22 protein-coding genes and 1 tRNA gene are annotated in these 21496 nt (G+C 70.4%); 12 read left to right on the top strand and 11 right to left on the bottom strand.

Annotated elements, in window-relative coordinates:
• The first annotated feature begins 67 nt into the window (after nt 1-67).
• From eno to QE370_RS00860, 3 genes are read left to right on the top strand one after another with little or no spacing between them, the layout of a single operon-like run.
• Nucleotides 68-1345 carry a phosphopyruvate hydratase gene (gene eno, locus QE370_RS00870; RefSeq protein WP_253021681.1) on the top strand — a complete coding sequence of 426 codons (1278 nt, stop codon included), beginning with the start codon at nt 68-70 and terminating at the stop codon, nt 1343-1345.
• Between the two features lie 2 nt (nt 1346-1347).
• A complete protein-coding gene (locus QE370_RS00865; RefSeq protein WP_309633084.1) occupies nt 1348-1914 on the top strand; it encodes a septum formation initiator family protein in 567 nt (188 codons plus the stop codon).
• Complete coding sequence (locus QE370_RS00860; RefSeq protein WP_253021677.1) at nt 1907-2437, top strand: DUF501 domain-containing protein; 531 nt, start codon at nt 1907-1909, stop codon at nt 2435-2437. The genes QE370_RS00865 and QE370_RS00860 overlap by 8 nt, the downstream gene beginning before the upstream one ends.
• On the opposite strand, the gene QE370_RS00855 is transcribed toward QE370_RS00860, so the two are convergent.
• Both QE370_RS00855 and QE370_RS00850 read right to left on the bottom strand, forming a co-directional pair.
• The gene (locus QE370_RS00855; RefSeq protein WP_253021675.1) at nt 2379-3050 is read right to left on the bottom strand and encodes a response regulator; all 672 of its coding nucleotides are present in this window, start codon (nt 3048-3050) and stop codon (nt 2379-2381) included. The two genes, QE370_RS00860 and QE370_RS00855, sit on opposite strands and share 59 nt — an antisense overlap.
• Entirely contained in the window at nt 3047-4633 is a 1587-nt protein-coding gene (locus QE370_RS00850; RefSeq protein ID WP_309633083.1) for a sensor histidine kinase, read from the bottom strand. The genes QE370_RS00855 and QE370_RS00850 overlap by 4 nt, the downstream gene beginning before the upstream one ends.
• A gap of 120 nt (nt 4634-4753) precedes the next feature.
• Here QE370_RS00850 and QE370_RS00845 point away from each other — a divergent pair, with 120 nt between their 5' ends.
• Together QE370_RS00845 and QE370_RS00840 are read left to right on the top strand one after the other, a co-directional pair.
• Nucleotides 4754-6109: a cation:dicarboxylate symporter family transporter gene (locus QE370_RS00845; RefSeq protein WP_309633082.1), complete on the top strand. Its 1356-nt coding sequence runs from the start codon at nt 4754-4756 to the stop codon at nt 6107-6109.
• A 67-nt stretch (nt 6110-6176) separates the two neighbouring features.
• Nucleotides 6177-7103 carry a Ppx/GppA phosphatase family protein gene (locus QE370_RS00840; protein WP_309633081.1) on the top strand — a complete coding sequence of 309 codons (927 nt, stop codon included), beginning with the start codon at nt 6177-6179 and terminating at the stop codon, nt 7101-7103.
• Between the two features lie 120 nt (nt 7104-7223).
• Here QE370_RS00840 and QE370_RS00835 read toward each other — a convergent pair whose 3' ends face one another.
• Nucleotides 7224-8738 carry a B12-binding domain-containing radical SAM protein gene (locus QE370_RS00835; protein WP_309633080.1) on the bottom strand — a complete coding sequence of 505 codons (1515 nt, stop codon included), beginning with the start codon at nt 8736-8738 and terminating at the stop codon, nt 7224-7226.
• 27 nt (nt 8739-8765) lie between these two features.
• Nucleotides 8766-9446: a LysE family translocator gene (locus tag QE370_RS00830; RefSeq protein ID WP_309633079.1), complete on the bottom strand. Its 681-nt coding sequence runs from the start codon at nt 9444-9446 to the stop codon at nt 8766-8768.
• Between the two features lie 21 nt (nt 9447-9467).
• Between QE370_RS00830 and QE370_RS00825 the strand changes: the two genes are divergently transcribed.
• Nucleotides 9468-10466, top strand: coding sequence for a LysR substrate-binding domain-containing protein (locus QE370_RS00825; RefSeq protein WP_309633078.1), 999 nt, complete (start codon nt 9468-9470; stop codon nt 10464-10466).
• Between the two features lie 51 nt (nt 10467-10517).
• Here QE370_RS00825 and QE370_RS00820 read toward each other — a convergent pair whose 3' ends face one another.
• Complete coding sequence (locus tag QE370_RS00820) at nt 10518-10862, bottom strand: TraR/DksA C4-type zinc finger protein (protein ID WP_309633077.1); 345 nt, start codon at nt 10860-10862, stop codon at nt 10518-10520.
• On the bottom strand, nt 10859-11284 hold the full coding sequence (locus QE370_RS00815) for a DUF1232 domain-containing protein (protein WP_309633076.1): 426 nt from the start codon (nt 11282-11284) through the stop codon (nt 10859-10861). Before QE370_RS00815 ends, QE370_RS00820 begins: the two co-directional genes overlap by 4 nt.
• Before the next feature lie 65 nt (nt 11285-11349).
• Here QE370_RS00815 and QE370_RS00810 point away from each other — a divergent pair, with 65 nt between their 5' ends.
• On the top strand, nt 11350-12288 hold the full coding sequence (locus QE370_RS00810) for an NAD(P)-dependent oxidoreductase (protein WP_309633075.1): 939 nt from the start codon (nt 11350-11352) through the stop codon (nt 12286-12288).
• Between the two features lie 84 nt (nt 12289-12372).
• Entirely contained in the window at nt 12373-13239 is an 867-nt protein-coding gene (locus QE370_RS00805; RefSeq protein WP_309633074.1) for an aldo/keto reductase, read from the top strand.
• A gap of 50 nt (nt 13240-13289) precedes the next feature.
• On the opposite strand, the gene QE370_RS00800 is transcribed toward QE370_RS00805, so the two are convergent.
• From QE370_RS00800 to QE370_RS00790, 3 genes are all read right to left on the bottom strand, one after another.
• A complete protein-coding gene (locus QE370_RS00800; RefSeq protein WP_309633073.1) occupies nt 13290-13712 on the bottom strand; it encodes a hypothetical protein in 423 nt (140 codons plus the stop codon).
• A 100-nt stretch (nt 13713-13812) separates the two neighbouring features.
• Nucleotides 13813-14013, bottom strand: coding sequence for a hypothetical protein (locus QE370_RS00795; RefSeq protein ID WP_309633072.1), 201 nt, complete (start codon nt 14011-14013; stop codon nt 13813-13815).
• A 13-nt stretch (nt 14014-14026) separates the two neighbouring features.
• The gene (locus QE370_RS00790) at nt 14027-15106 is read right to left on the bottom strand and encodes a hypothetical protein (protein WP_309633071.1); all 1080 of its coding nucleotides are present in this window, start codon (nt 15104-15106) and stop codon (nt 14027-14029) included.
• Nucleotides 15107-15291: 185 nt separating this feature from the next.
• Here QE370_RS00790 and QE370_RS00785 point away from each other — a divergent pair, with 185 nt between their 5' ends.
• Entirely contained in the window at nt 15292-17673 is a 2382-nt protein-coding gene (locus QE370_RS00785) for an AAA family ATPase (RefSeq protein WP_309633070.1), read from the top strand.
• Nucleotides 17674-17676: 3 nt separating this feature from the next.
• Here QE370_RS00785 and QE370_RS00780 read toward each other — a convergent pair whose 3' ends face one another.
• The gene (locus QE370_RS00780; RefSeq protein ID WP_309633069.1) at nt 17677-18087 is read right to left on the bottom strand and encodes a hypothetical protein; all 411 of its coding nucleotides are present in this window, start codon (nt 18085-18087) and stop codon (nt 17677-17679) included.
• Nucleotides 18088-18227: 140 nt separating this feature from the next.
• On the opposite strand from QE370_RS00780, the gene QE370_RS00775 reads away from it, so the two are divergent.
• The 3 genes from QE370_RS00775 to QE370_RS00765 all read left to right on the top strand — a co-directional run bounded on the left by QE370_RS00775 (nt 18228) and on the right by QE370_RS00765 (nt 19319).
• Entirely contained in the window at nt 18228-18725 is a 498-nt protein-coding gene (locus QE370_RS00775) for an O-acetyl-ADP-ribose deacetylase (protein ID WP_309633068.1), read from the top strand.
• Nucleotides 18726-18815: 90 nt separating this feature from the next.
• Nucleotides 18816-19205, top strand: a complete 390-nt coding sequence (locus QE370_RS00770; protein ID WP_309633067.1) for a hypothetical protein — start codon at nt 18816-18818, stop codon at nt 19203-19205.
• A 41-nt stretch (nt 19206-19246) separates the two neighbouring features.
• Nucleotides 19247-19319 (top strand) — tRNA-Leu (locus QE370_RS00765).
• Between the two features lie 81 nt (nt 19320-19400).
• Here QE370_RS00765 and QE370_RS00760 read toward each other — a convergent pair.
• Nucleotides 19401-21182 carry an ATP-binding protein gene (locus tag QE370_RS00760; protein WP_309633066.1) on the bottom strand — a complete coding sequence of 594 codons (1782 nt, stop codon included), beginning with the start codon at nt 21180-21182 and terminating at the stop codon, nt 19401-19403.
• Nucleotides 21183-21496 lie beyond the last annotated feature (314 nt).

Here is a 21496-nt window from a genome sequence, read left to right as displayed (position 1 = left end):
GACACGGACGGCCGCACGGCGGCACTAGGCTGGGCACCGACCGCACCACCACAGCAGCAGGAGCAGCATGGCCAGCATCGAAGCCGTCGGAGCACGCGAGATCCTCGACTCGCGCGGCAACCCCACCGTCGAGGTCGAGGTCGCCCTCGACGACGGGACCATCGGACGCGCCGCCGTCCCCTCCGGTGCCTCCACCGGCCAGTTCGAGGCCGTCGAGCTGCGTGACGGTGGCGACCGCTACCTCGGCAAGGGCGTCCGCAAGGCCGTGGAGGCGGTCAACACGACCATCGCCGCCGAGATCGTCGGCTTCGACGCCGACGACCAGCGCGCCGTCGACGCCGCCATGATCGCCCTCGACGGCACGCCCAACAAGGCGAAGCTCGGCGCCAACGCCATCCTCGGCGTCTCCCTCGCGCTCTCCAAGGCCGCCGCCGACTCCGCCGGCCTGCCGCTGTTCCGCTACGTCGGCGGACCCAACGCGCACGTGCTGCCCGTCCCGATGATGAACATCCTCAACGGTGGCGCCCACGCCGACTCCAACGTCGACGTGCAGGAGTTCATGATCGCGCCCATCGGTGCGCCCACGTTCGCCGAGGCGCTGCGCCAGGGCACCGAGGTCTACCACGCGCTCAAGTCGGTCCTCAAGAAGGACGGCCTGTCCACCGGCCTCGGCGACGAGGGCGGCTTCGCGCCGAGCCTGCCGTCCAACCGCGCGGCACTCGACCTCATCGCCACCGCCGTGGAGAAGACCGGCCTCACGCTCGGCACCGACATCGGCCTCGCGCTCGACGTCGCCAGCTCGGAGTTCTTCGGCGACGGCAGCTACACCTTCGAGGCGTCGCCGAAGACGTCGGAGCAGATGGCCGACTACTACGCCGAGCTCGTCGCCGCCTACCCGATCGTGTCCATCGAGGACCCGCTCGACGAGGAGGACTGGGAGGGCTGGGTCGCGCTCACCGAGCGCATCGGCGACCAGGTCCAGCTCGTCGGCGACGACCTGTTCGTCACCAACGTCGAGCGGCTCACGCGTGGCCTCGAGCAGGGCGCCGCGAACGCGATGCTCGTCAAGGTGAACCAGATCGGCTCGCTCACCGAGACGCTCGACGCCGTCGAGCTCGCCCACCGCCACGGCTTCAGCAACATGATGAGCCACCGCTCGGGCGAGACCGAGGACGTCACGATCGCCGACCTCGCCGTCGCCACGAACTGCGGCCAGATCAAGACCGGCGCCCCCGCCCGCTCCGACCGGGTCGCCAAGTACAACCAGCTCCTGCGCATCGAGGAGGCCCTCGGGTCCGCCGCGGTGTACGCCGGCGCGTCGGCCTTCCCCCGCCTCGCGCTCTGAGCATGGCCGGCTCCCGCGGACCCGGACGACCCACCCCCAGGACACGACGTCCTGCGGGGCGGCCGTCCGGTGCCGCGGGAGCCAGCCGCCCCGGCCCGACCCGACCCCGGTCGGGCGCGACGACCGCCCGCGGCGTCGGGTCGCGCTTCACGACCCGCGCCGTGCTGCTGCTCGCGGTGCTGCTCCTGCTGCTCGCGTCGTACACCTCGGCGCTGCACGCCTGGTGGCAGCAGCGTGGCGAGGTGCAGCAGCTGAAGGCCGAGATCGCCACGCGGCAGGCGTCCATCGAGGACCTCGGCGACACCAAGGCGCGCTGGAACGACGACGCCTACGTCCGCCAGCAGGCGCGCGAGCGCTTCGGCTGGGTCATGCCCGGTGAGGTCGGATACCGCGTCATCGGCGCCGACGGCACCGTCGAGGGCGACGCGCCCCGGCTCGACGACCCACCGGACCCCACCCAGAAGCAGTGGTACGACACGCTGTGGGGCAGCGTCGAGGCGTCCGGACGCACCTCGTCGGCCCAGCAGCCCGTCCCCGACCCCGACGAGGTGCTGAAGAACCGTGACTGACCCGAGCCCGAGCGACCTGGAGATCGTCGCCGAGCAGCTCGGGCGGCCCGCCCGCGGTGTCCTCGGCATCGCCGCACGCTGCCCGTCCGGCCACCCCAACGTGGTCCGCACCGAGCCGCGGCTGCCCGACGGCACGCCGTTCCCGACGCTCTACTACGTCACCTGCCCCAGGCTGGCCGGCGCCATCGGCACCCTCGAGGCGTCCGGCCTGATGGCCGAGATGAGCGAGCGGCTCACCCACGACACCGACCTCGCCGACCACTACGCACGGGCCCACGCCGAGTACCTCGCCGAGCGCGAGGCGGTCGCGCACGTGCCCGAGATCGACGGCATCAGCGCCGGCGGGATGCCCACGCGGGTCAAGTGCCTGCACGTGCTCGTCGGCCACGCCCTCGCCAAGGGCCCCGGCGTGAACCCGCTCGGCGACGAGGCCGTCGAGCTGCTCGGCGACTACTGGGGCAGCTCTAGCTGCGCCCCGGCCGGTACTCGACCTCAGGACGCCCAGCCCGACCCAGCCGCGTGACCCGGGCGACCTCGCCGGTCTCGGCGAGGTGCTCCAGGTAGCGACGCGCCGTCACCCGTGACGAGCCCAGGTGCTCGCCCACCTCGCTCGCCGACGACGGACCGTGCTCGGCCAGCGCCGCACGCACCTGCTCCAGCGTCTCCGCCCCGAGCCCCTTCGGCAGGGCGGGTCGGGACGTGGGCCGCAACGACTCGAGCATCCGGTCGACCGCGCCCTGGTCGAGGTCGTCGGAGCCCTGCAGGCCCTCGTGGAAGGTCCGGTACGCCAGCAGCCGTTCCCGCAGTGCACCGAAGGCGAAGGGCTTGATGAGGTAGCCGACCACGCCCTGCGCCACCGCGTCGCGCACCACCTCGGCGTCGCGCGCCGACGTCACGGCGATCACGTCGACCCGGCTGCCCGCCGCCCGCAACCGCCGCAGCAGCTGCAGGCCGTGCCCGTCGGGCAGGTGCATGTCGAGCAGCACGAGGTCGACGGGCTCCTCCCGCAGCACTCGCGCCGCGTCCTGCGCCGACATCGCGACGGCGACGAGCTCGAAGCCGGGTACGTCGCGCACGTACTGAGCGTGCGCCTGCGCCGCGACCCTCTCGTCCTCGACGACCAGCGTGCGGATCACGCGTCCTCCCCGATCTCCACCTCGACCATGGCCCCGCCGAGCGCACCGGAGCCGACGCGCACGCTACCTCCGTGGCGGCGCACCACCTGACCCACCAGTGCCAGACCCAGACCTCGGCCGTGCGGACGGTCGTCGACCTTCGTCGACCAGCCCCGCTCGAAGACCTGGTCGCGGGCCTCCTCGGGGATGCCCGGGCCGGAGTCCTCGACCACGACGTCGAGGTGCGTGTCGCTGGCGTGCAGGTGCACCGCCACGGTCGCCGTCGTCGTGCCCTGCGCCGCGTCGATCGCGTTGTCGAGCAGGTTCCCCAGCACCGTCACCGCGTCGTGCGGACCGAGCGGCAGGCCGGTGACCACGGACCCGGGGTCGACGTCGAGCCGGACGCCGCGCTCGTGCGCCTGCGCCGACTTGCCGAGCAGCAGCGCCGACACCACCGGCTCCTCCACCGCGGCCACCATCTGGTCCGTCAGGCCCTGCGCGAGGCGCATCTCGTGCGTCGCGAACTCGACCGCCTCGTCCGTGCGGCCCATCTCGACGAGGGAGACCATCGTGTGCAGCCGGTTCGCCGACTCGTGGCTCTGCGACCGCAGCGAGTCGGCCAGGCTGCGCACCGTGTCGAGCTCAGCCGTCACGCCCTGCAGCTCCGTGCGGTCGCGCACCGTGAGCACCGTGCCGACGTCGCGGCCCTCCCAGCGGGCGCGGGCCGCGTTGACGATGAGCACGCGGTCGGCGAGTGCCACCACCACGTCGGAGAGCGGTCCGCCCGCGCGGACCGCGTCGGTCAGGGTCGGCTCCAGGCCGAGCTCCGCGACGTCGCGGCCCACGGCCCGCGATGCCTCGACGTCGAGCAGACGCTCCGCCTCCCGGTTCACGAGGCTCACCCGTCCGCCGGAGTCGACGAGCACGAGTCCCTCGCGCACCGCGCGCAGCACCGCGTCGTAGTACTCGTACATGCGGGTGATCTCCTGCTCGCCCAGCCCGTGCGTCTGGCGGCGCAGGCGCCGGTGGATGAGCCACGCGCCGAGGATGCCCACGAGGGCGGCCAGCGCTGCGGCGCCGAGGATCCGGGGGAGCGCGTCGACGACCTCGTCGCGCTGCTTCGCCGTGCGGATCCCGACCGACACGAGCGCCACGACGTCGTCGTCGCCGGCCCCCGCGCGCACCGGCACCACCGCCCGGACCGACGGTCCGAGCGTGCCGACGTACTCCTCGCTGTACGTCCGGCCGGCCTGGGCCTGGGTGATCGAGCCGAGGAAGCGCTTGCCGATGTTGGTCGGGTCGGGGTGGGAGTAGCGGATGCCGTCGCGCGACATGATGACGACGAAGTCGGTGCCGCTGTCGCGCCGCACCTGCTCGGCGAACGGCTGGAGCACCGCCGACGGGTCCGTCGTGCGCACCGCCTCCCGCACCGTGGGGGAGTCGGCCACGGCCACGGCGAGGTCGAGCGCCCGCTGCCGGGCCGAGGCCGTCGCGTCGGCGCGCGCGTCGAACCAGGCGGCCGTCACACCGCCGAGCACCAGCACGCACACGACGACGACCTGCCAGAGCAGGATCTGGCGCGCGACGGACGACGGGCGGGGCACGACCGCATCGTCCCACCTCGACGAAGCCGTTGTGACCGCGGTCACCGAACTCTATGTACGCAACGGTGACCGGGGTCACGTGACCGGGCACGGTGGGCAGGTCGTCCCACAGGAGGAACCATGACCAGCACGACCCCGCAGGCGCGCACCCGGCGCGACCGCACGCACTACCTCTACATCGCGGTCATCGTCGCGGTGCTCGCCGGCATCGCCGTCGGCTTCGCGGCCCCCGACGTCGCGAAGGAGCTCAAGCCGCTCGGCGAGGGCTTCGTCAAGCTCATCAAGATGATGATCGGCCCCGTCATCTTCTGCACCATCGTGCTCGGCGTCGGCTCGGTCCGCAGCGCCGCGCAGGTGGGCAAGGTCGGCGGCATGGCGCTCGGCTACTTCATCACGATGTCGACGTTCGCCTTGGCCATCGGCCTGGCCGTCGGCAACATCCTGCACCCGGGCGAGGGCCTGCAGATCACGCCGGAGGGTGCGGCGAAGGCGGCCGAGTCCGCCGGCGGTGAGAAGCAGACGACCGCCGAGTTCATCCTGCACATGATCCCCGACACGATGGTCTCCTCACTCACGTCGGGCGACGTGCTGCAGGCGCTCTTCGTCGCCCTGCTCGTCGGCTTCGCGCTGCAGGCCATGGGTCGCGCGGGCGAGCCGATCCTCGTCGGCGTCGGCTACCTGCAGAAGCTCGTGTTCCGCGTGCTCGCCATGATCATGTGGCTGGCCCCCATCGGCGCCTTCGGCGCGATCGCCGCCGTCGTCGGCGAGACCGGCATGGACGCCCTGCGCAGCCTCGCCGTCCTCATGATCGGCTTCTACATCACGTGCTTCCTGTTCGTCTTCGGCATCCTGGGTGCGCTGCTCAAGGCCGTCACCGGCATCAACATCTTCAGCCTGCTGAAGTACCTGGGCCGCGAGTTCCTGCTCATCGTCTCGACGTCGTCGTCGGAGTCGGCCCTGCCGCGCCTCATCGCCAAGATGGAGCACGCGGGTGTGCAGCAGTCGACCGTCGGCGTCGTGGTGCCGACCGGCTACTCCTTCAACCTCGACGGCACCGCGATCTACCTGACGATGGCGACCCTGTTCGTCGCGGCGGCCACCGGCGACCCGCTGAGCTTCGGCGAGCAGCTCTCCCTGCTGTTGTTCATGATGATCGCGTCCAAGGGTGCGGCAGGCGTGACCGGCGCCGGTCTCGCGACGCTGGCGGGCGGCCTGCAGTCGCACCGTCCCGACCTGGTCGACGGCGTCGGCCTCATCGTCGGCATCGACCGCTTCATGTCGGAGGCGCGTGCGCTGACGAACTTCGCCGGCAACGCGGTCGCGACGGTGCTCATCGGCACCTGGACGCACTCGATCGACCGGCAGAAGCTCGACGCCGTCCTGGCCGGTGACGACCCGTTCGACGAGACGACGATGGTCGATGACGACCACGGCTACACGCCCCGCAAGGACGAGGAGCTCGACGTCGCACGCTGACGCGACGTGGGACGACCCACAGGGCCCGGACACCGTCCGGGCCCTGTGTCGTCGGTAGGGTCGGGGCATGCCGGATGCCCTCCGCGTGGCCGCGATGGACTGTGGGACGAACTCGTTGCGCCTGCTCGTCACCGACGTGCGTGGCGACCAGAAGCGCGACGTCGTGCGCGAGATGCGGGTCGTCCGCCTCGGGCAGGGCGTCGACGAGACCGGTCGTTTCCACCCCGACGCGCTCGAGCGCACGCTCGCGGTCACCCGCGAGTTCGGCGAGCTGGCCACGGTGCTGGGCGCCGAGCGGGTGCGCTTCTGCGCGACGTCGGCCGCCCGCGACGCGTCGAACGCCGACGAGCTGAGCGACGGCGTGCGGTCGGTGCTGGGCATCGACCTCGAGGTGCTGTCGGGCGAGGAGGAGGCCCGCGCCTCGTTCCTCGGGGCGACGCGCTCGGTGTCGGGACCGGCCCTGGTCGTCGACATCGGCGGCGGCTCGACGGAGCTGGTGGTCGGTGCCGACGGCGACGTCGGCTGGTCGCACTCCTTCGACGTCGGCTCGGTGCGGCTCACCGAGCGGTTCCTGCGCAGCGACCCCGCCTCGATCGACGAGGTGACCGCGCTCGAGTCCTACCTCGACGACGTGCTGACGCCCCGCCTGTCCGGGCTCGACCCGGTGAGCACCCTCGTGGGGGTGGCGGGCACCATCACGACGGTCGCGGCCCACGCCCTGGAGCTCCCGTCGTACGACTCCTCGCAGATCCATGGCGCCCGCATCGCGGTCGACGACGTCCGCACCGCCTGCGTGTCGCTGCTGCGGATGTCGGTGGCGGACCGCCGCGCCCTGCCGTTCATGCACCCGGGTCGCGCCGACGTGATCGGCGCGGGCGCGATGATCCTCGACGCCGTCCTCGCCTCCGTCCCCCTCGCCACCGACGAGGTGCTGGTGAGCGAGCACGACATCCTCGACGGCATCGCCTGGGGCGCGGCGCAGCGCTCGGCGTAGCCCCCACCCCGCCGACCCCCACCCGCTGAGTGTGACGTTTGGGGCCCCGATCGCGTCGATCGGGGCCCCAAACGTCACACTCAGCGGGTGGGGGTGCGCAGGGTCCGACGGCCGCACGGCCTAGGCGACGACCTCCTTCGACGCGAAGGCCGACCCGTAGGCCGTGTTGTGGGTCCGGGCGTAGTCGCGGATCTCCACCGCGGCCGACGTCACCTCGTCCCAGCTCGCCGCGGAGAAGATCGCGTTCCAGTCCATCGACGCCTCGTCGAAGTCGACCAGGTCGATCGGTCCGTACTTGGCGGGCATCGTCTCGAGCAGGTCTGGCCGACGGATCGTGAACCCCTTCTCGCGTGCTGCGGCGTGCGCGACGGACGGGTTCATCAGCCACGTGCCCGTGAGCGCGGTGAACTCCGGGTACAGCGGCTGAGCCTCCAGCGCGGCCATCATGTCGTTGTCGATGAGCCACCGAGCGAAGTCCACGGTGCGTTCGAGGCTCTCGGTGGTCTCGTCGGGACCACCGAGGACCAAGGAGCCGTAGATCGGCATCCCGGCCTCCTTCAGCAGCATCGCGGCACGTTGGTTGCTCTCGAGGCTGTCGCGCGGCCCCTTCAGCAGCTTCAGCATCCGGCTGTCGCCCGACTCCAGGCCCATGTTGACCCGGTAGACGCCGATCCGTCGGTACAGGTCGATCAGGCGCGGGGTCGTCTCCGACGCCTGGGTGTAGACGAAGAAGCGCGGCTCTCCCACGTCGTCGGGCTTCGCGGCGGCCAGCTCCTCGAGCCACCGCGGGGCGCTGCTCATGCTGTCGAACGCCTCGTAGAAGATGCTCGCGCCGACCTGGTCCTGCGCCCGTCGGACGTCCTCCCAGAACATCTCCGCCGAGGAGAAGCGGAGGGTCAGGTCCGCGATGCCGCAGAAGTGGCACGGGTGACGGACACGGGCGCACCCCCGGGCGCGGTTCATGGTCGTCACACCGGTGATGGTCTCGTCCGCGTGCAGCCGGCCGTAGCGGTCGAGGTAGTTCGCGAGGTAGCGGTCCCAGTTCGACCGGGGCATGAGGGTGCGGTCCGGGATCGGGATCGCGTCCAGGACGTGACGCTGGATGGCGCCACCCCGCTCCGACTCGTCAGGAATCTCGACGCCCTCCGTGCGCCGCACCGTCGCGCCGTCCCTCCACCAGAGCCGAGGGACGGTCTCGACCGGTACCTCGCCTCGCAGGTGTCGCACGAGGGCGATCAGCGCGAACTCTCCGACGTCGGCTGAGCACACGTAGTCGACGGCGGGCTGGTGCCGCAGGATCTGCTCGGCCTTGGCGGCTGCCTGGTCGTTGCCGAGGACGGTGACGGCGTCGACGTCGCGCGCGGCCTCGATCAGGCGGATCGAGCTCCGGTAGGACGTGCTGAGCGCGCTCACGCCGAGCAGGTCGGGTCGGTAGGTGTCGACGAGGTCGAGGAGCTCGGCCATCGGCGTGACCTGGCCGTCGACGGCCAGGACGTCGAGCTCGGGCAGGTGGACACGCAGCGCCGTGGCGAGCGAGACCACGCCGAGCGCGGGGAAGGTGCCGTCGTTGGCGATCGAGCTGACGTGCTCGTCCGTGCCGGCGTTCACGAGCAGGACCTTGTGGATGCTGTGCATGGTGTTCCCCCGAGGGTCGGTGTGCGGTCAGGTCGTCAGGAGCTGGACGGCGGCGCTCGCGCCGGTGACGAGCCCGATGCCGAGGAGGGCGACGCCGCTGATCGTCTCGAGGGCCTTCGTGAGTCGAGGGGCGGAGGGATGGCGCTGGACGGCGTCGGCGGAGACGGCGACCAGGAGGAGGTACGCGTAGACCACGAGGGCCACCACGCCGCCGAGACCGAGGACGATGAAGCCGACGCTCGCGTGCGGAGGCGCGAGCTGAGGCAGCAGCGCGACGAAGAACAGGCCGGTCTTGGGGTTGGTGAGACACGTGAGCACGCCGGTCATGAACGCGCGACCGGTCCGCGTCCCACGACGTGTCAGGGTGTCGCGCGCCGAAAGGTCACCGTCCCCGTCGGGCCGCGGGGTGACGGCTGGCGTGCTCGCCCGCGCGTCGTGCAGGGTGCGGACGCCGAGGTACGCCAGGTAGGCGCCGCCGACGACCTTGAGCGACTCGTAGAGCGTGGGCGAGGCGCGCAGCGTCGCGGCCACGCCGGTCCCGGCGAGTGCGGCCCACGCGAATAGGGCGAGCGAGGTGCCTGTCGCCGCGGCCACGCCTGCCCGACGGCCGAGGAGGCCGTAGCGCAGGGAGAGCAACGTGTCCGGTCCTGGTGTGACCGCGAGGACCGCGGCGAAGCCGATGATGGGGAGCAGCTCACTGCTGGTCACACGTTCCTCCTCGGCCGGGTCGTGGTCACGAGTCTCCGGAAGAGAACGCGTCGAGACAAGCAGAAGAAAACGTGGAAACGTTCGTCTCGGCCGTACGATGGTCGTGTGCTCAACGTGCAACGACTCCGAGTGCTCCAGGCGGTCGTGGCGGCGGGCTCGGTCAGCGCCGCAGCGCGAAACTTGAGCTACGCACCCGCGACGGTCAGCCAGCACGTCGCTCTGCTGGCTCGCGAGAGCGGCCTCGTCCTCTTCGAGAAGCAGGGCCGAGGCATCGTCCCGACCGCGGCTGCACTGCACCTGGTCGAGCGTGCGGCGCCGGTCCTGGCCGATCTGGAGCGGCTCGACAGGGTCGCCCTGGACCTGCGGGAAGGTCGTGTCGAGGGGGTGGCGATCGCCTGCTTCGCCTCGGTGGCGCAGGCGTGGATCCCGGCCGTCGCGACGGCGCTGGCGCAGCAGCACCCCCGGACCACGCTCGAGGTCAGCCTCAACGAGCCCCACGACGGTCGGGGGCGGCGACCGCCCGACGTGATCGTCCAGACCGAGCCGCTCGACGGACGAGAGCTGCACCACGAGGGCTACCGACGGCACGTGCTGGCCTTCGACGAGTTCAGCGTCGTGCTTCCTGCAGGGCACGCGTTGGCGTCCTGGGACGAGGTGCCGATGGCGGAGCTGCGGGACGAGGCGTGGGTGGACCACGACATCTACGACAGCCCCACGGGTCGGATCATCCGGGACGCCTGTGGTGCCGCGGGGTTCTCTCCCTTCTTCGCCGCCCGGCTCGACGACCACCACGCCGCCCTCGCCCTGGTCGCATCGGGACTCGGCGTGACGGTGATCCCCGACCTGGCCCTGACAGGCAGGCCCCCGGGGCTCGAGGTCCGGCGGGTGGTCAGGCCCGCGGTCGCGCGGCGCGTGACCGCCCACGTCCGAGTGGACGCCCACCGTCAGGGGGTGCTGTCGGTCGTCGTGTCGGCGTTGCGCAGTGCTGCGGCCGCGGGCAGTAGCCCCCCACCCCGCTGAGTGTGACGTTGGGGGCCCAGATCGACGCGATCTGGGCCCCCAACGTCACACTCAGCGGGGCCGGGACGCGCAGACGACGCAGAGGGTGGTGGCCGGGAGGGCCTCGAGCCGACCCTCGCCGATCGGGCGACCGCACACCTCGCAGACGCCGTAGGTGCCGTCCTCGACGCGGCGCAGCGCCGACTCGACGGCCGCGAGCCGGTGACGTGCGCTGTCGGCGGCGTGGTCGGCCTGCGACCGCTCGAAGGCGATCGTGGCTCCCTCGGGGTCGTGCTCGTCGTCGACGTTCGACCCCTCGCGGGCGGCGACGATGCCGGCGACGTCGGCGTCGCGCGACGTGATCGACGCGAGCAGGCGTCGACGCTCCTCCTCCAGACGTGCGGCTGCGTCGGTCACGACGCAGCCCCCGACGTGACGCCGGCCAGGCGCAGCACGGCGGCGAGCCCGACGTCGGTGCCCGGCCAGTGCCGCTCGATGGCCCCGGGTCCGGCGCGGCGCACCACCGACCTCATTGCCAGCGCGACCACGACCACGTCGTCGGCGTACCCGACCACCGGGACGACGTCGGGGACGAGGTCGAGGGGGAGGGCGAGGTAGACGAGCAGGGCGACGAGCCTCAGCCGGACGCCGCGCGGCAGGGACGGGTCGCGGGCGAGGCGGTGCGTGAGGCGGACGAGGTCGGGCACGAGGCGCAGCAGGTCGCGCAGGTCGACCCGCTGCGACGTGCGCCGCGCCGCGACCCACAGCAGCCCGACGAGGACCGCCCAGAGCAGCACGAGGCCGCCGACGACGGCCGCGACGACGCTCCAGGTGCTCATGCAGCCACGGTAGGTGCGCGTACCGACGGCGTGCACGTCGGCGAGGGACCGGCATGATCGGACCCATGCCCGTGCAGCTGAGCCTCCCCGACGACGAGACCCGCGACCTGTTCGCCGACCTGGAGTCCGACGGGACGGCCGAGCTCCACGTCTGGGACTTCTCCGGACCACCCCCGGCCGACGTGGTGCTCGACCTCGCCGTCCGTCCCTACCAGCTCACCGGCGACCTGTCCGTCCTCGACGCCGACCGGATCAAGGCCGTGCAGGCGCAGTCGCTCGGCTACGACGACGCGATCGGCAACGTGCCCGACGGCATCACCTGGTGCAACGCGGTCGACGTGCACGAGGAGCCGACCGCCGAGCTGGCGGTCGCGCTCACCCTGGCGTCGCTGCGCGGGCTCGACGACTTCGTCCGCAACGCCGCCCGAGGGGAGGGCCGGTGGGACAAGGGCGCGGCGCGCCCCGGGCTGCTCGGCAAGCGGGTGCTCCTGCTCGGCGTCGGCGGCATCGGCCACCAGGTCGAACGTCGCCTCGACGGGTTCGGCGTCGACCTCGTGCGGGTCGCGTCGTCGGCGCGCGACGACGAGCGGGGCCACGTGCACGGCATCGACGAGGTGCACGACCTGCTCGCCGACGTCGACGTCGTGGTCGTCGCGGTGCCCTACGGCGAGTCGACGCACCATCTCGTCGACGACGCCTTCCTCGCGGCGATGCAGGACGGCGCCCTGCTGGTGAACGTCGCGCGCGGCAAGGTCGCCGACACCGACGCGCTCGTGCGGCACGCGCAGTCCGGCCACGTGCGCCTGGCGCTCGACGTCGTCGACCCCGAGCCGCTGCCCGACGACCACCCGCTCTGGTCCACGCCGGGCGTGCTCGTCGCGCCCCACGTCGGCGGCGCGGTGGCGACGCGGATGGAGCGGGTCGGCCCACTGGTGCGCGAGCAGGTGCGACGCATCGCAGCGGGGGAGCCTCTGCTGAACGTCGTCGACGTGTCGGGTTCCTGAGGTCGCTCGGCTGGCGCGCTCGCGCACGAGGCGTACGGTCGAAGGTGAAGGTTCAACGACTTCCATCGACCTCAGGAGGACCCAGTGCAGCAGCGCACCATCGGCAACGTGACCGTCAGCGCGATCGGACTCGGCGGCATGCCGATGTCCATCGAGGGGCGGCCGGACCGTGAGCGCTCGATCGCCACGATCCACGCCTCGCTCGACGCCGGCGTGACCTTCATCGACACCGCCGACGCGTACCACCGCGACGCGAACGAGGTCGGTCACAACGAGGAGCTCATCGCGGAGGCGTTGAAGGGACACGCGGCCGGCAAGGACGTGCTCGTCGCGACGAAGGGCGGTCACCTGCGTCCGGGCGACGGCTCGTGGACGCAGAACGGCCACCCCGACTACCTCAAGGACGCCGCGAAGGCGTCGGCGAAGCGGCTCGGCGTCGAGTCGATCGGCCTCTACCAGTTCCACCGCCCCGACCCGGAGGTGCCGTACGCGGAGTCGATCGGCGCGCTGAAGGAGCTGCTCGACGAGGGCGTCATCCAGCAGGCCGGCATCTCCAACGCCACGGTCGCGCAGATCGACGAGGCGAACGAGGTGCTCGACGGCCGGCTCGTGTCGGTGCAGAACCAGTTCAGCCCGGCGTTCCTGTCGAGCCGCGACGAGCTGCGGCACTGCGCCGAGATCGGCGTCGCGTTCCTGCCGTGGAGCCCGTTCGGCGGCATCAAGAAGGCCGGCGACTTCGGCTCCGACCACTCCGCCTTCCAGGAGGTGGCCGACGCGCGGGGCGTGAGCCCGCACCAGGTGGCGCTCGCGTGGCACCTCGCGCAGGCGCCCGTCGTGGTCCCGATCCCCGGCGCCTCGCGTCCGGAGTCGGCGAAGAACTCGGCCGAGGCGGCCGACCTCGAGCTGACCGACGACGAGCTGAAGACGATCGAGTCCGGCCTCGAAGCCTGACCTCGTCCGCAGCGCGGCCCCGTCCTCCTGAGGGCGGGGCCGCGGCACGTTCAGGCGCCGGCGCAGCGCGAGATGTCGTGGCGGGCGCCGTCGCGCTGCCGCTGGTCGAGGCAGCGGCGCAGGCGCAGGAACGCGACCGCCTCGGGATCGCAGACCTGGAGCGCGTCGACGACCCTCGTCCGCGGCGGCTCCTCGTCGAGCACGCCGTGCCATCCTGCCCACTGCTGCTCGTCGAGCAGGCCGATGGCCGCGACGGCGAGCTCGTCGTCCAGCAGCTGCAGGTATCGAGGATCCTCGTGGATCCGGTGCGGATCGCTGCCGGCCCGACGGAGGTCGTCCGCGATCTGCCAGTACCGCTGCACGTAGGCGCTGCTCGCAGCCGCCCGCGACGCCCGCTTGATGTCGACCAGCTGCTTGAGGCCGACGCACGCCACGAGGAGGAGGCCGAGCAGGAGCAGCGTCGCAGTGTCCACGCGGCGAGCGTAGTGGGTGGGACGTCCAGGTCACCGGCTGCTCCTCGACGTCCGACGGCCCCGCCCTCGGTGGAGGACGGGGCCGCGGGGCAGTCGAGCGCTACGTCGCGGGCGGCTCGTCGTCGACCGGGTGTCGGTCGCGCAGCCGTCGCACGACGTAGACGACCAGCAGGTAGATCGCGATGACGCAGCCGAGCGTGTAGGCGCCCGACGTGGCCTCGTCGCTGTCGACGTAGCCGATCACGACGCACGTGACGGCAGTGACGGCGAGGACGCCGATGTAGTCGTCGATGCTCTTCATGACGCGGTGCCCCCTAGAAGCAGTTGTCGATGACGCCCTGGACGGACGCGATCTCGAGCAAGACGGCCTGCGCCTCCTTGCCGACGCCGTCGCGCTTGAACACCTTCCGGAAGGCGTACTTGGCCGACGACGACCGGCCGTAGCCCGCCTTGCGGTAGGCCTTGTACGCCTTGCGCAGCGCGCGGTAGGCCTTCTTCGCACCGCCGACGGCCTTGATCGCCGCCTTCACCTTCGCCAGCTTGGCGACGAGGAAGATGTTGCTGATGACGGCGATGATGATGGAGCGGACGCAGGCGGCCGCGCCGGTCGCGAGGGCCGGGCGGTCGGTGCGCGGGTCGAAGACCGCGGGGCTCGCCTCGGTGGAGTCGGCGTCGGAGACGGACTCCTCGCGGGCCAGGCCCTGGTCGGCGAGCCAGGCGTCGATGTCGTCCTGCGTGGTGGTCTCGGCGTCGGGGATCTGCTCGATCAGCGAGAAGCCGTCCTCGACGCCCGCGCCGACGTCGCTCTGCGGGTCGGGGTCGGCGTACCAGCCGAGCACCTCGACCTTGACGTCGATGTCGGTGCGCGAGGAGTTCTGGATCTCGATCGTGCCGTCCTGCGAGAGCGTCGTCGCGAAGGTCTCGGTCGAGACGTGGCTCGATGCGGTGGGAGGCTCGATCCACATGACGTCGCCGCCCAGCTCGGGGTCGCGGACCGCGAGCACGCCGGGGTCCTTCTTCGTCAGCCAGCGGCCGGTGACCTTGAGCTGCGCGCCGAAGGCGTCGGCGGGCACGGTGCCGACGCCGCCGATGGTGATCTGCTGCGTGGTCGAGCGACGGATCGGCTCCCAGCCGGAGCCGCCCGGGTAGACCGGCGCCGGCGTGGGGGTGGTGGTGGTCAGGTCGCCGTTGAGGGGGAGTCGGTCGTCGGACGGGTCGGTCGTGTCGACGGTGCGGGTGGAGCCGTCGTCGACGCGCTGCGTGGTGGTCGCGACCGACGTGTCGGACGCGCCCTGCAGGACGGGCGGGCGGGTGGAGGGGGCCGCGAGCAGGCTGGCGAGCACCGCGGTGGCGGTGACCGTCGTGACCGCGGTCAAGGGGGCGGAAGGGGGCATGGGGCCGCTCTCTCGTGTCGGGCGCCGCCGGGTGAGCAGCGCTGCGATCGCGACACTCGCAGGGCTGGCAGGCTCGGCGCGCCCTTCTCTCGATCTCCTGAAGAAGCCTTCCCAAACGGCGCGACATCCGGTATCGACACCCGTTCCCTCGCCCTCGCCGACACCCGACGTGGCACCCTGGCCCCGTGCCCGACCTGACCATCACGCCGGAGATCGAGCGCGCGCTGGAGCTCCTGGAGTCGGGCAGCCACCTGTTCCTCACGGGCAAGGCGGGCACCGGCAAGTCGACGCTCGTGCGGCACTTCCTGGAGACGACGGAGCGCCGCGTGGTGGTGGCCGCACCGACCGGCATCGCCGCGCTGAACGTCGACGGCTACACGATCCACCGGCTGTTCGGCTTCCGCCCGACCACGACGCTCGACGACGTCCGCTCCGGCACCTACCGGCCGGGACGGTTCACGCGCGCCATCCGCGGCCTGCAGACGCTCGTGGTCGACGAGGCGTCGATGGTGCGTGCCGACGTGCTCGACATGGTCGAGGCCGCGCTGCGTCGGTTCGGGCCGCGGGAGGGCGAGCCGTTCGGTGGGGTGCAGGTGGTGCTGGTCGGCGACCTGCTGCAGCTGCCGCCGATCGTCGGCGACCGCGAGACCGAGTTCTTCCGCACCCAGTACGACACCGAGTACTTCTACTCCGCGCACTGCTTCGACCGCGACGCGTTCCCGACCGTCGCGCTCACGACGGTGTTCCGCCAGCTCGGCGACGACACGCTCACCGGTCTGCTCAACGCGGTGCGCGAGGGGGTGCTGCTGGAGCAGGCGCGTGAGGAGCTGAACAGCCGCGTCGACCGCGACTTCGAGCCGCCGGACGACGAGCTGTGGCTGACGCTCGCGCCGTCGAACTCCATCGTCACGGCCCGCAACCGGGAGCGGCTGGAGCGGCTGCCGGGCGACGTCGTCACGAGCGTCGCGCGGGAGAGCGGCGACCTCGGCGGCTTCGACCCGCCGACCGACACGGTGCTGCGGCTGAAGGTCGGCGCGCAGGTCATGATGCTCACCAACGACCCGAGCGACCGGTGGGTCAACGGCTCGCTCGCGCGCGTGGTGGGCATCGAGGCCGACGACGTCTCGGGCGACGTCGAGCTGGAGGTGGAGCTGGCCGACGGCTCGGTCGTCACGGTCGACGAGTACACCTGGGAGGTGACGCGGCCGGTCGTCGACGGCGGCACGCTGAGCCGCGAGGTGGTGGGCACGTACCGGCAGCTGCCGTGCCGGCTGGCGTGGGCGATCACGATCCACAAGAGCCAGGGGCAGACGCTCGACCGGCTCGTCGTCGACCTGACGGGCGGCGTGTTCGCGACCGGCCAGGTGTACGTGGCGTTGAGCCGGGCGACGTCGATGGCGGGGCTGGTGCTGAAGCGGCCGGTCGAGCCGCGCCACCTGCGCACCGACCGTCGGGTCACGCGGTTCCTGTCGGGCGAGGTGGCGCGCACGGCGCCGGACCGCTTCGCGGCGCTGGGGGTCTGCTTCGTCGGCGACGAGGGCACCTTCTCGCGACCGCGCCCGGTGGAGCTGGCGGTTGCGTTCGACGACGGCACCGCGGTGAGCACCCTCGTGAATCCCGAGCGCGACCTCGCCGACGCGCGTTCCCGGTTCGGCATCTCTGCCGACGACGTGCTGCTCGCACCGACCCTGCCGGAGGCCTGGGCGGTGCTCGCGCCGCTGCTCGAGGGCGTCACGCTCGTCGGCTCGCGGGTGGACGACGCCCTCGGCAAGGTCGACTTCGAGCTCAAGCGCTTGCAGCACGTGGTGCCGATGGGCTTCGGCGTCGAGCTGCCGTTCGGTGGGCTGTCGTCGGCGGAGCGGATGGCGATGTCGTCGGGCCGTGCGGCCGACCAGGCGCGGGCGGCGCTCTCGGCGTTCACGCGGATGCGCGACGAGGGCCTCGCCGTCGCTGCAAGCACGCCGTTCGAGCCGGCCGAGGGCCTGCCCGACCCGAGCTACCTGCTCACCCGCGACCCCGACCTCCCGCCCCCGTCGACCGACCGCCTCCCCACCCTCTCCGCGCTGGTGGAGGCCAGCGTCGGGGTGAGCGCGGCGCTGCTCGGCGGCGCCTCCGTTGGGACGGGGGAGCGCCCTCCGCGCGTGGTGGCCGACGCCGTGGTGGCGCGGCTGGCCAACGTCGCGACGAAGGCGTCGCGGCTCTCGCCCCAGCTCGTCGAGCGCCTGCGCGCGGTCGAGTCACTGCTCGACGAGCGCTTCGTCGACGACCTCCTCGCGTCCGTCGCGGAGGCGAACCCGTCGGCGTCCGACGTGCTGCAGCCCGGCGCGCGCGTGTGCTTCACCGGCACGGCGACGTCGCCGTCGGGCCGGACGTACGGGCGCGACGAGATGGAGCGCCTCGCCCGCGACGCCGGCCTCGCTCCTGCCGCCAACGTCACGAAGACGAGGTGCGATCTCCTCGTCGTCGCCGAAGTCGGGACGCAGTCGGGCAAGGCGCGCAAGGCCCGTGAGTACGGCAAGCCGGTGATCTCCGCCGACGAGTTCTTCGCGTGGCTGGGCGTGGTCTGACCGTCAGGAGTCGGCTGCAGGTTCCGGCGCCGCCCGCCGCTTGAGTCGTGGGCGCCCGTAGGAGGCCCAGACGAGGTAGACGGCGACCGCGGTGCCGACCCCGAGGGCGCCGTCCGTCGCAGCCTCCGCGCGCGCGACGTAGCGCAGGAATGGTTGGCACACCACCGCGACGAAGAGGATGTTCAGACAGTCGTCGACACTCAGGTCGTCGCGTCGGGCGGTCGCGCCGTCTGCGGGTGCGTGTCGCGCGTCGCGTCGAGGTCGACCGACGATCACCCAGGCCGTCCAGGCGGCGACGGCCACTGCAGTGACGACAGCCCCGAGACCTTCGGCTCGTCCGGCGATCGCCCACACGGCGGCCGCGCTGGCGGCAGCCACCACGACGACCGAGACGTGCGCTCGCGTGACCTCCACGAATCTCCCTCCAGGCACGCGTCGATCGGTGCTCCTCGGCAAGGGTGCCACTTCCCGCTGACGCCGGCGGCGACCCCTGCCGTACCCCTCGAACTCGTGAACGACGCTTCTCCCACCGCCGTGGGTGGTGTAGTAGGGGGATGGAACTCGAGGTGGTGCAGGGCGATATCACGGCCCAGGACGTCGACGCCGTGGTCAACGCGGCGAACCGTGCCATGCGTGGCGGGGGAGGGGTGGACGGCGCGATCCACCGCGCGGGCGGCCCGGAGGTGCTGGAGGACTGCCGTCGCCGCTTCCCGCACGGACTCGAGACGGGCCAGGGCGGCTGGACGACCGCTGGCCGCATGCCGGCGAGGTGGGTCATCCACGTCGTCGGACCGAACCACAACCGCGGCGAGCGCGACCGCACGCTCCTGACCTCCTGCTACGCCAACGCGCTTGCCGTGGCCGACGAGCTCGGCGCCACGTCCATCGCCTTCCCGCTGATCAGCGCGGGCTCCTACGGCTGGCCGTTCGACGACGCCGTCGCGGCGGCCGTCGACACCCTCCGTTCCACCCCCACGCAGGTCGCGGCAGCCCTCCTTGTCGCCTACGACCAGCACGCCTTCGACGCCATCTCACGTCGGCTCGAGGCTTGATTGCCGCCCCGCTTCAGGTGCGCCGCCTACATCGAAGAAACAATCTGCGATACAGACTCCTGAGCGGACGAAGGCACGTAGGTTCCGGGGATGGGATTTTTCAGCCAGCTGTTCAACCAGCCACCGCGATCAGTGACCTTCACCCCGGTGCGTGGTGAGCAGCTGTTCGTGGGGGAGTCGTTTTATCAACCGTCACTCGTCGGACTGTTGAAGACCCGGGGGCACGCGCCTGCGTCCCTCAAGAACTGTCGCTTGCCGATCAACGAGCCCTTTCTCGCCCGCCTGACTCCCGAGGCGCGCAATCCTCACGACCCGAACGCCGTCGCTGTGGTTGTCGACCATCACGTCGTCGCCTACCTGTCGCGCGCGAACGCTGCTGAGTACCGAAGGACCCTTGGTACAAAGAGCGGCGAGGCAACGGTGGCCCTTTGGGTCAAGCCTGGCGGCAAGGGCATCGTGTCCGTGTGGCCCCAGGAGTAGCCGTGCCCCGTCGGCGCATAAAACGCCTAGTCTGGCACCGCGCTCCCGTAGCCCAATGGCAGAGGCAGGCGGCTTAAACCCGCCCCAGTGTGGGTTCGACCCCCACCGGGAGCACTGTTCTTGATCGCCGGCAACCAGAGGTCGTTCGGTCAACAGCATCGCGGGAGAGAGCTTGACAGTTTCGAAGCAGAATGATCAAGCGAGTACCGTCTCGAACAGGTCTATCAGCGCCCTTGGCACGAAGTCTGGCCTGTCTGCGGCCGCTCTTCTCACTGTCTCAATTTTCAGGTCAGATCTGAATCGACGAAGTTGAGGGAAAGTATTCAAGATCAAGGTTTCTAGGTCATGTCCGCGCGTCTCAAGGAAGTCAGTGGGGACTTGGACCGAGAAACCTCCGGCGTACTCAATCTCAGTGCCGCTGGAACTAAACTCCAATCTTCCCGCGATGTGGTTGACAATTTGCGGCGCGTGATGAGCGGCGAGTTCGAAATGCCGAAGTCCTTCAGGCAAATCCATATCGGCAGCCGCGACAATATTTTCACGAATCAATAAGGTGCCGAGAAGAAGGGGATCGAGTACGAAGTTTTCTAGAGAATGCCGTTCCTGCGTGAAATGGACGTTCGTAGGAGCGTCAGACCTATTGTCGCGGTCCACGATCCCGCGCACCGTACCACTGCCCGCGGTACTCAGAGAGATTACGAGGCGCTTCACGTTCTCGCATCCGCCCCCGGAACTTTCTTTGCCGACCGAAATAAATTCTGCCGACCGCTCTGCGTGGAGCCGTTGTTTCACTATGGAGAACAGCTCCTGGTAAACGGCTTGGTCGTACTCACTCTCGACTAGAACCTGCCGGCGATTCTCTAAACGAACACTCAATGTGGAGATACCCACGGTCAGCATATTTAGGGCTTCGTCCGTGGACGCTTTACGAAGCCGCACGCCAGAGGGGTTCATGACGAAGAGTGAATCCTCAGGGGCCAGGGCAACGGTCGATGGAGAATGAGTTGAGAGAATGACTCGGACGCCGTACTGGGCGACAAACACCTCCTCGATTACAGTCAGCAGGCTTTTGACCATCGACGGGTGGAGGCTTGCGTCCGCCTCATCTAGGAGGAGGACCCGTGGCAGCTCGATGGCTTCGCTCAGGCGAGATCCTGTGAACAAGCTCATCGCCACGGCGAGCAGCACGCGCTCTCCTGACGACAACTCGCCGGGACGAATCTGGACATTATCCGGACGGTTGAGCAAGACCTCGTAGTTCGCGTTCTCGGAGAACTCCGGTGGAGGTATGAATTGGTAGTTCAGGCCGACGAGCCGAAGTGTCTCATCCAGTAGAGTCCATGGCGAGGGACCGAATCGTGCGCTGAATTCGTCGTCTGTAAGGGCTTCGCCCTGCCCTTTCTTCTCGAGTCTCCACTGAGCCATATCGTTCTGAGTCTTACGCTGCCGGTAACTTAAAAACACCTCGGCGATGGAGGCGGCGAATGGGTCCTTCACGCCAGCGAGAAGCGGCGCGTGCTTCTGGAAATCGTCGATATGGAAAGTGTGCAAGTCTTTCTTAGCCTCTGTTTTCATTCGAGTGATTGCGGAAAGCGTCGTCAACTTCGAAGATACGGCTTGTTCAATAATCCACTGCTCGAGGTAGTCGGGTCCTGCATCCATCCCGTGGGGTCTGGGCGCTTCTTGTAACCATGACTGCATCGCGTTGTATAGATTCGCCCAAGGCTCGCGGAACGACGCTGCTTGCGTGGGTCCTTCCGCAGCCGCGAGAAGCTGGCCCAGCGCGAATAATCGGATCTGGTCCGAGGGCAGTGGCCCGAGCTCGTCGAAGTAGAACGTGCCGGCCTGCAGTGCCTCCAAGAGATTCGATTTCCCAGAGCCATTCGGTCCAGTCAACACCGTAAAGATAGGCAAACTGATTCCGCTCACAGCGGCGGGCGGCAAAGACTTGTACGCGCTTTGGGCAATTAGGCTCACGCCTGAAGCGTATGTCAGGGCGGTCTGCGATGTGGGAGTTTTCACCATCGCAACCCGATTTGCCCGACGCAGCGGCGCGTGCTTTTCATCGAGCGCTGCACGGGCAGTCTTGACTTGAGGTTTCCGAATAGGCCGAGGCGCTGCCCGAGCGTGCAGGCACCCCGATCCATCGGCGCCCATTGGCGACGCCTTCTATCTTGTCAGCGGCGAGCGAACCAGTGGCCGTCGCTCAGGCGCAGCGAGATTCGGGCGGCCGAGCTGGTCGCGCGAGGACTGACGAACAAGGAGGTCGCCCGCGAGCTCGTCGTGTCGCC

This window comes from Aeromicrobium sp. SORGH_AS_0981 (assembly GCF_031453195.1).
Classification (GTDB): Bacteria; Actinomycetota; Actinomycetes; order Propionibacteriales; family Nocardioidaceae; genus Aeromicrobium.
Note: the sequence above shows the minus strand (reverse complement) of the source record. Positions and strands in the feature narration are given on the sequence as shown.

Excerpts from the sequence above, each read along its gene's own strand:
- QE370_RS00770 (WP_309633067.1), top strand. The coding sequence starts at position 18,816 with ATGGGATTTTTCAGCCAGCTGTTCAACCAGCCACCGCGATCAGTGACC.
- QE370_RS00790 (WP_309633071.1), bottom strand. The coding sequence starts at position 15,106 with ATGCCCCCTTCCGCCCCCTTGACCGCGGTCACGACGGTCACCGCCACC.
- eno (WP_253021681.1), top strand. The coding sequence starts at position 68 with ATGGCCAGCATCGAAGCCGTCGGAGCACGCGAGATCCTCGACTCGCGC.
- QE370_RS00775 (WP_309633068.1), top strand. The coding sequence starts at position 18,228 with ATGGAACTCGAGGTGGTGCAGGGCGATATCACGGCCCAGGACGTCGAC.
- QE370_RS00845 (WP_309633082.1), top strand. The coding sequence starts at position 4,754 with ATGACCAGCACGACCCCGCAGGCGCGCACCCGGCGCGACCGCACGCAC.
- QE370_RS00810 (WP_309633075.1), top strand. The coding sequence starts at position 11,350 with ATGCCCGTGCAGCTGAGCCTCCCCGACGACGAGACCCGCGACCTGTTC.
- QE370_RS00815 (WP_309633076.1), bottom strand. The coding sequence starts at position 11,284 with ATGAGCACCTGGAGCGTCGTCGCGGCCGTCGTCGGCGGCCTCGTGCTG.
- QE370_RS00865 (WP_309633084.1), top strand. The coding sequence starts at position 1,348 with ATGGCCGGCTCCCGCGGACCCGGACGACCCACCCCCAGGACACGACGT.
- QE370_RS00835 (WP_309633080.1), bottom strand. The coding sequence starts at position 8,738 with ATGCACAGCATCCACAAGGTCCTGCTCGTGAACGCCGGCACGGACGAG.
- QE370_RS00795 (WP_309633072.1), bottom strand. The coding sequence starts at position 14,013 with ATGAAGAGCATCGACGACTACATCGGCGTCCTCGCCGTCACTGCCGTC.
- QE370_RS00840 (WP_309633081.1), top strand. The coding sequence starts at position 6,177 with ATGCCGGATGCCCTCCGCGTGGCCGCGATGGACTGTGGGACGAACTCG.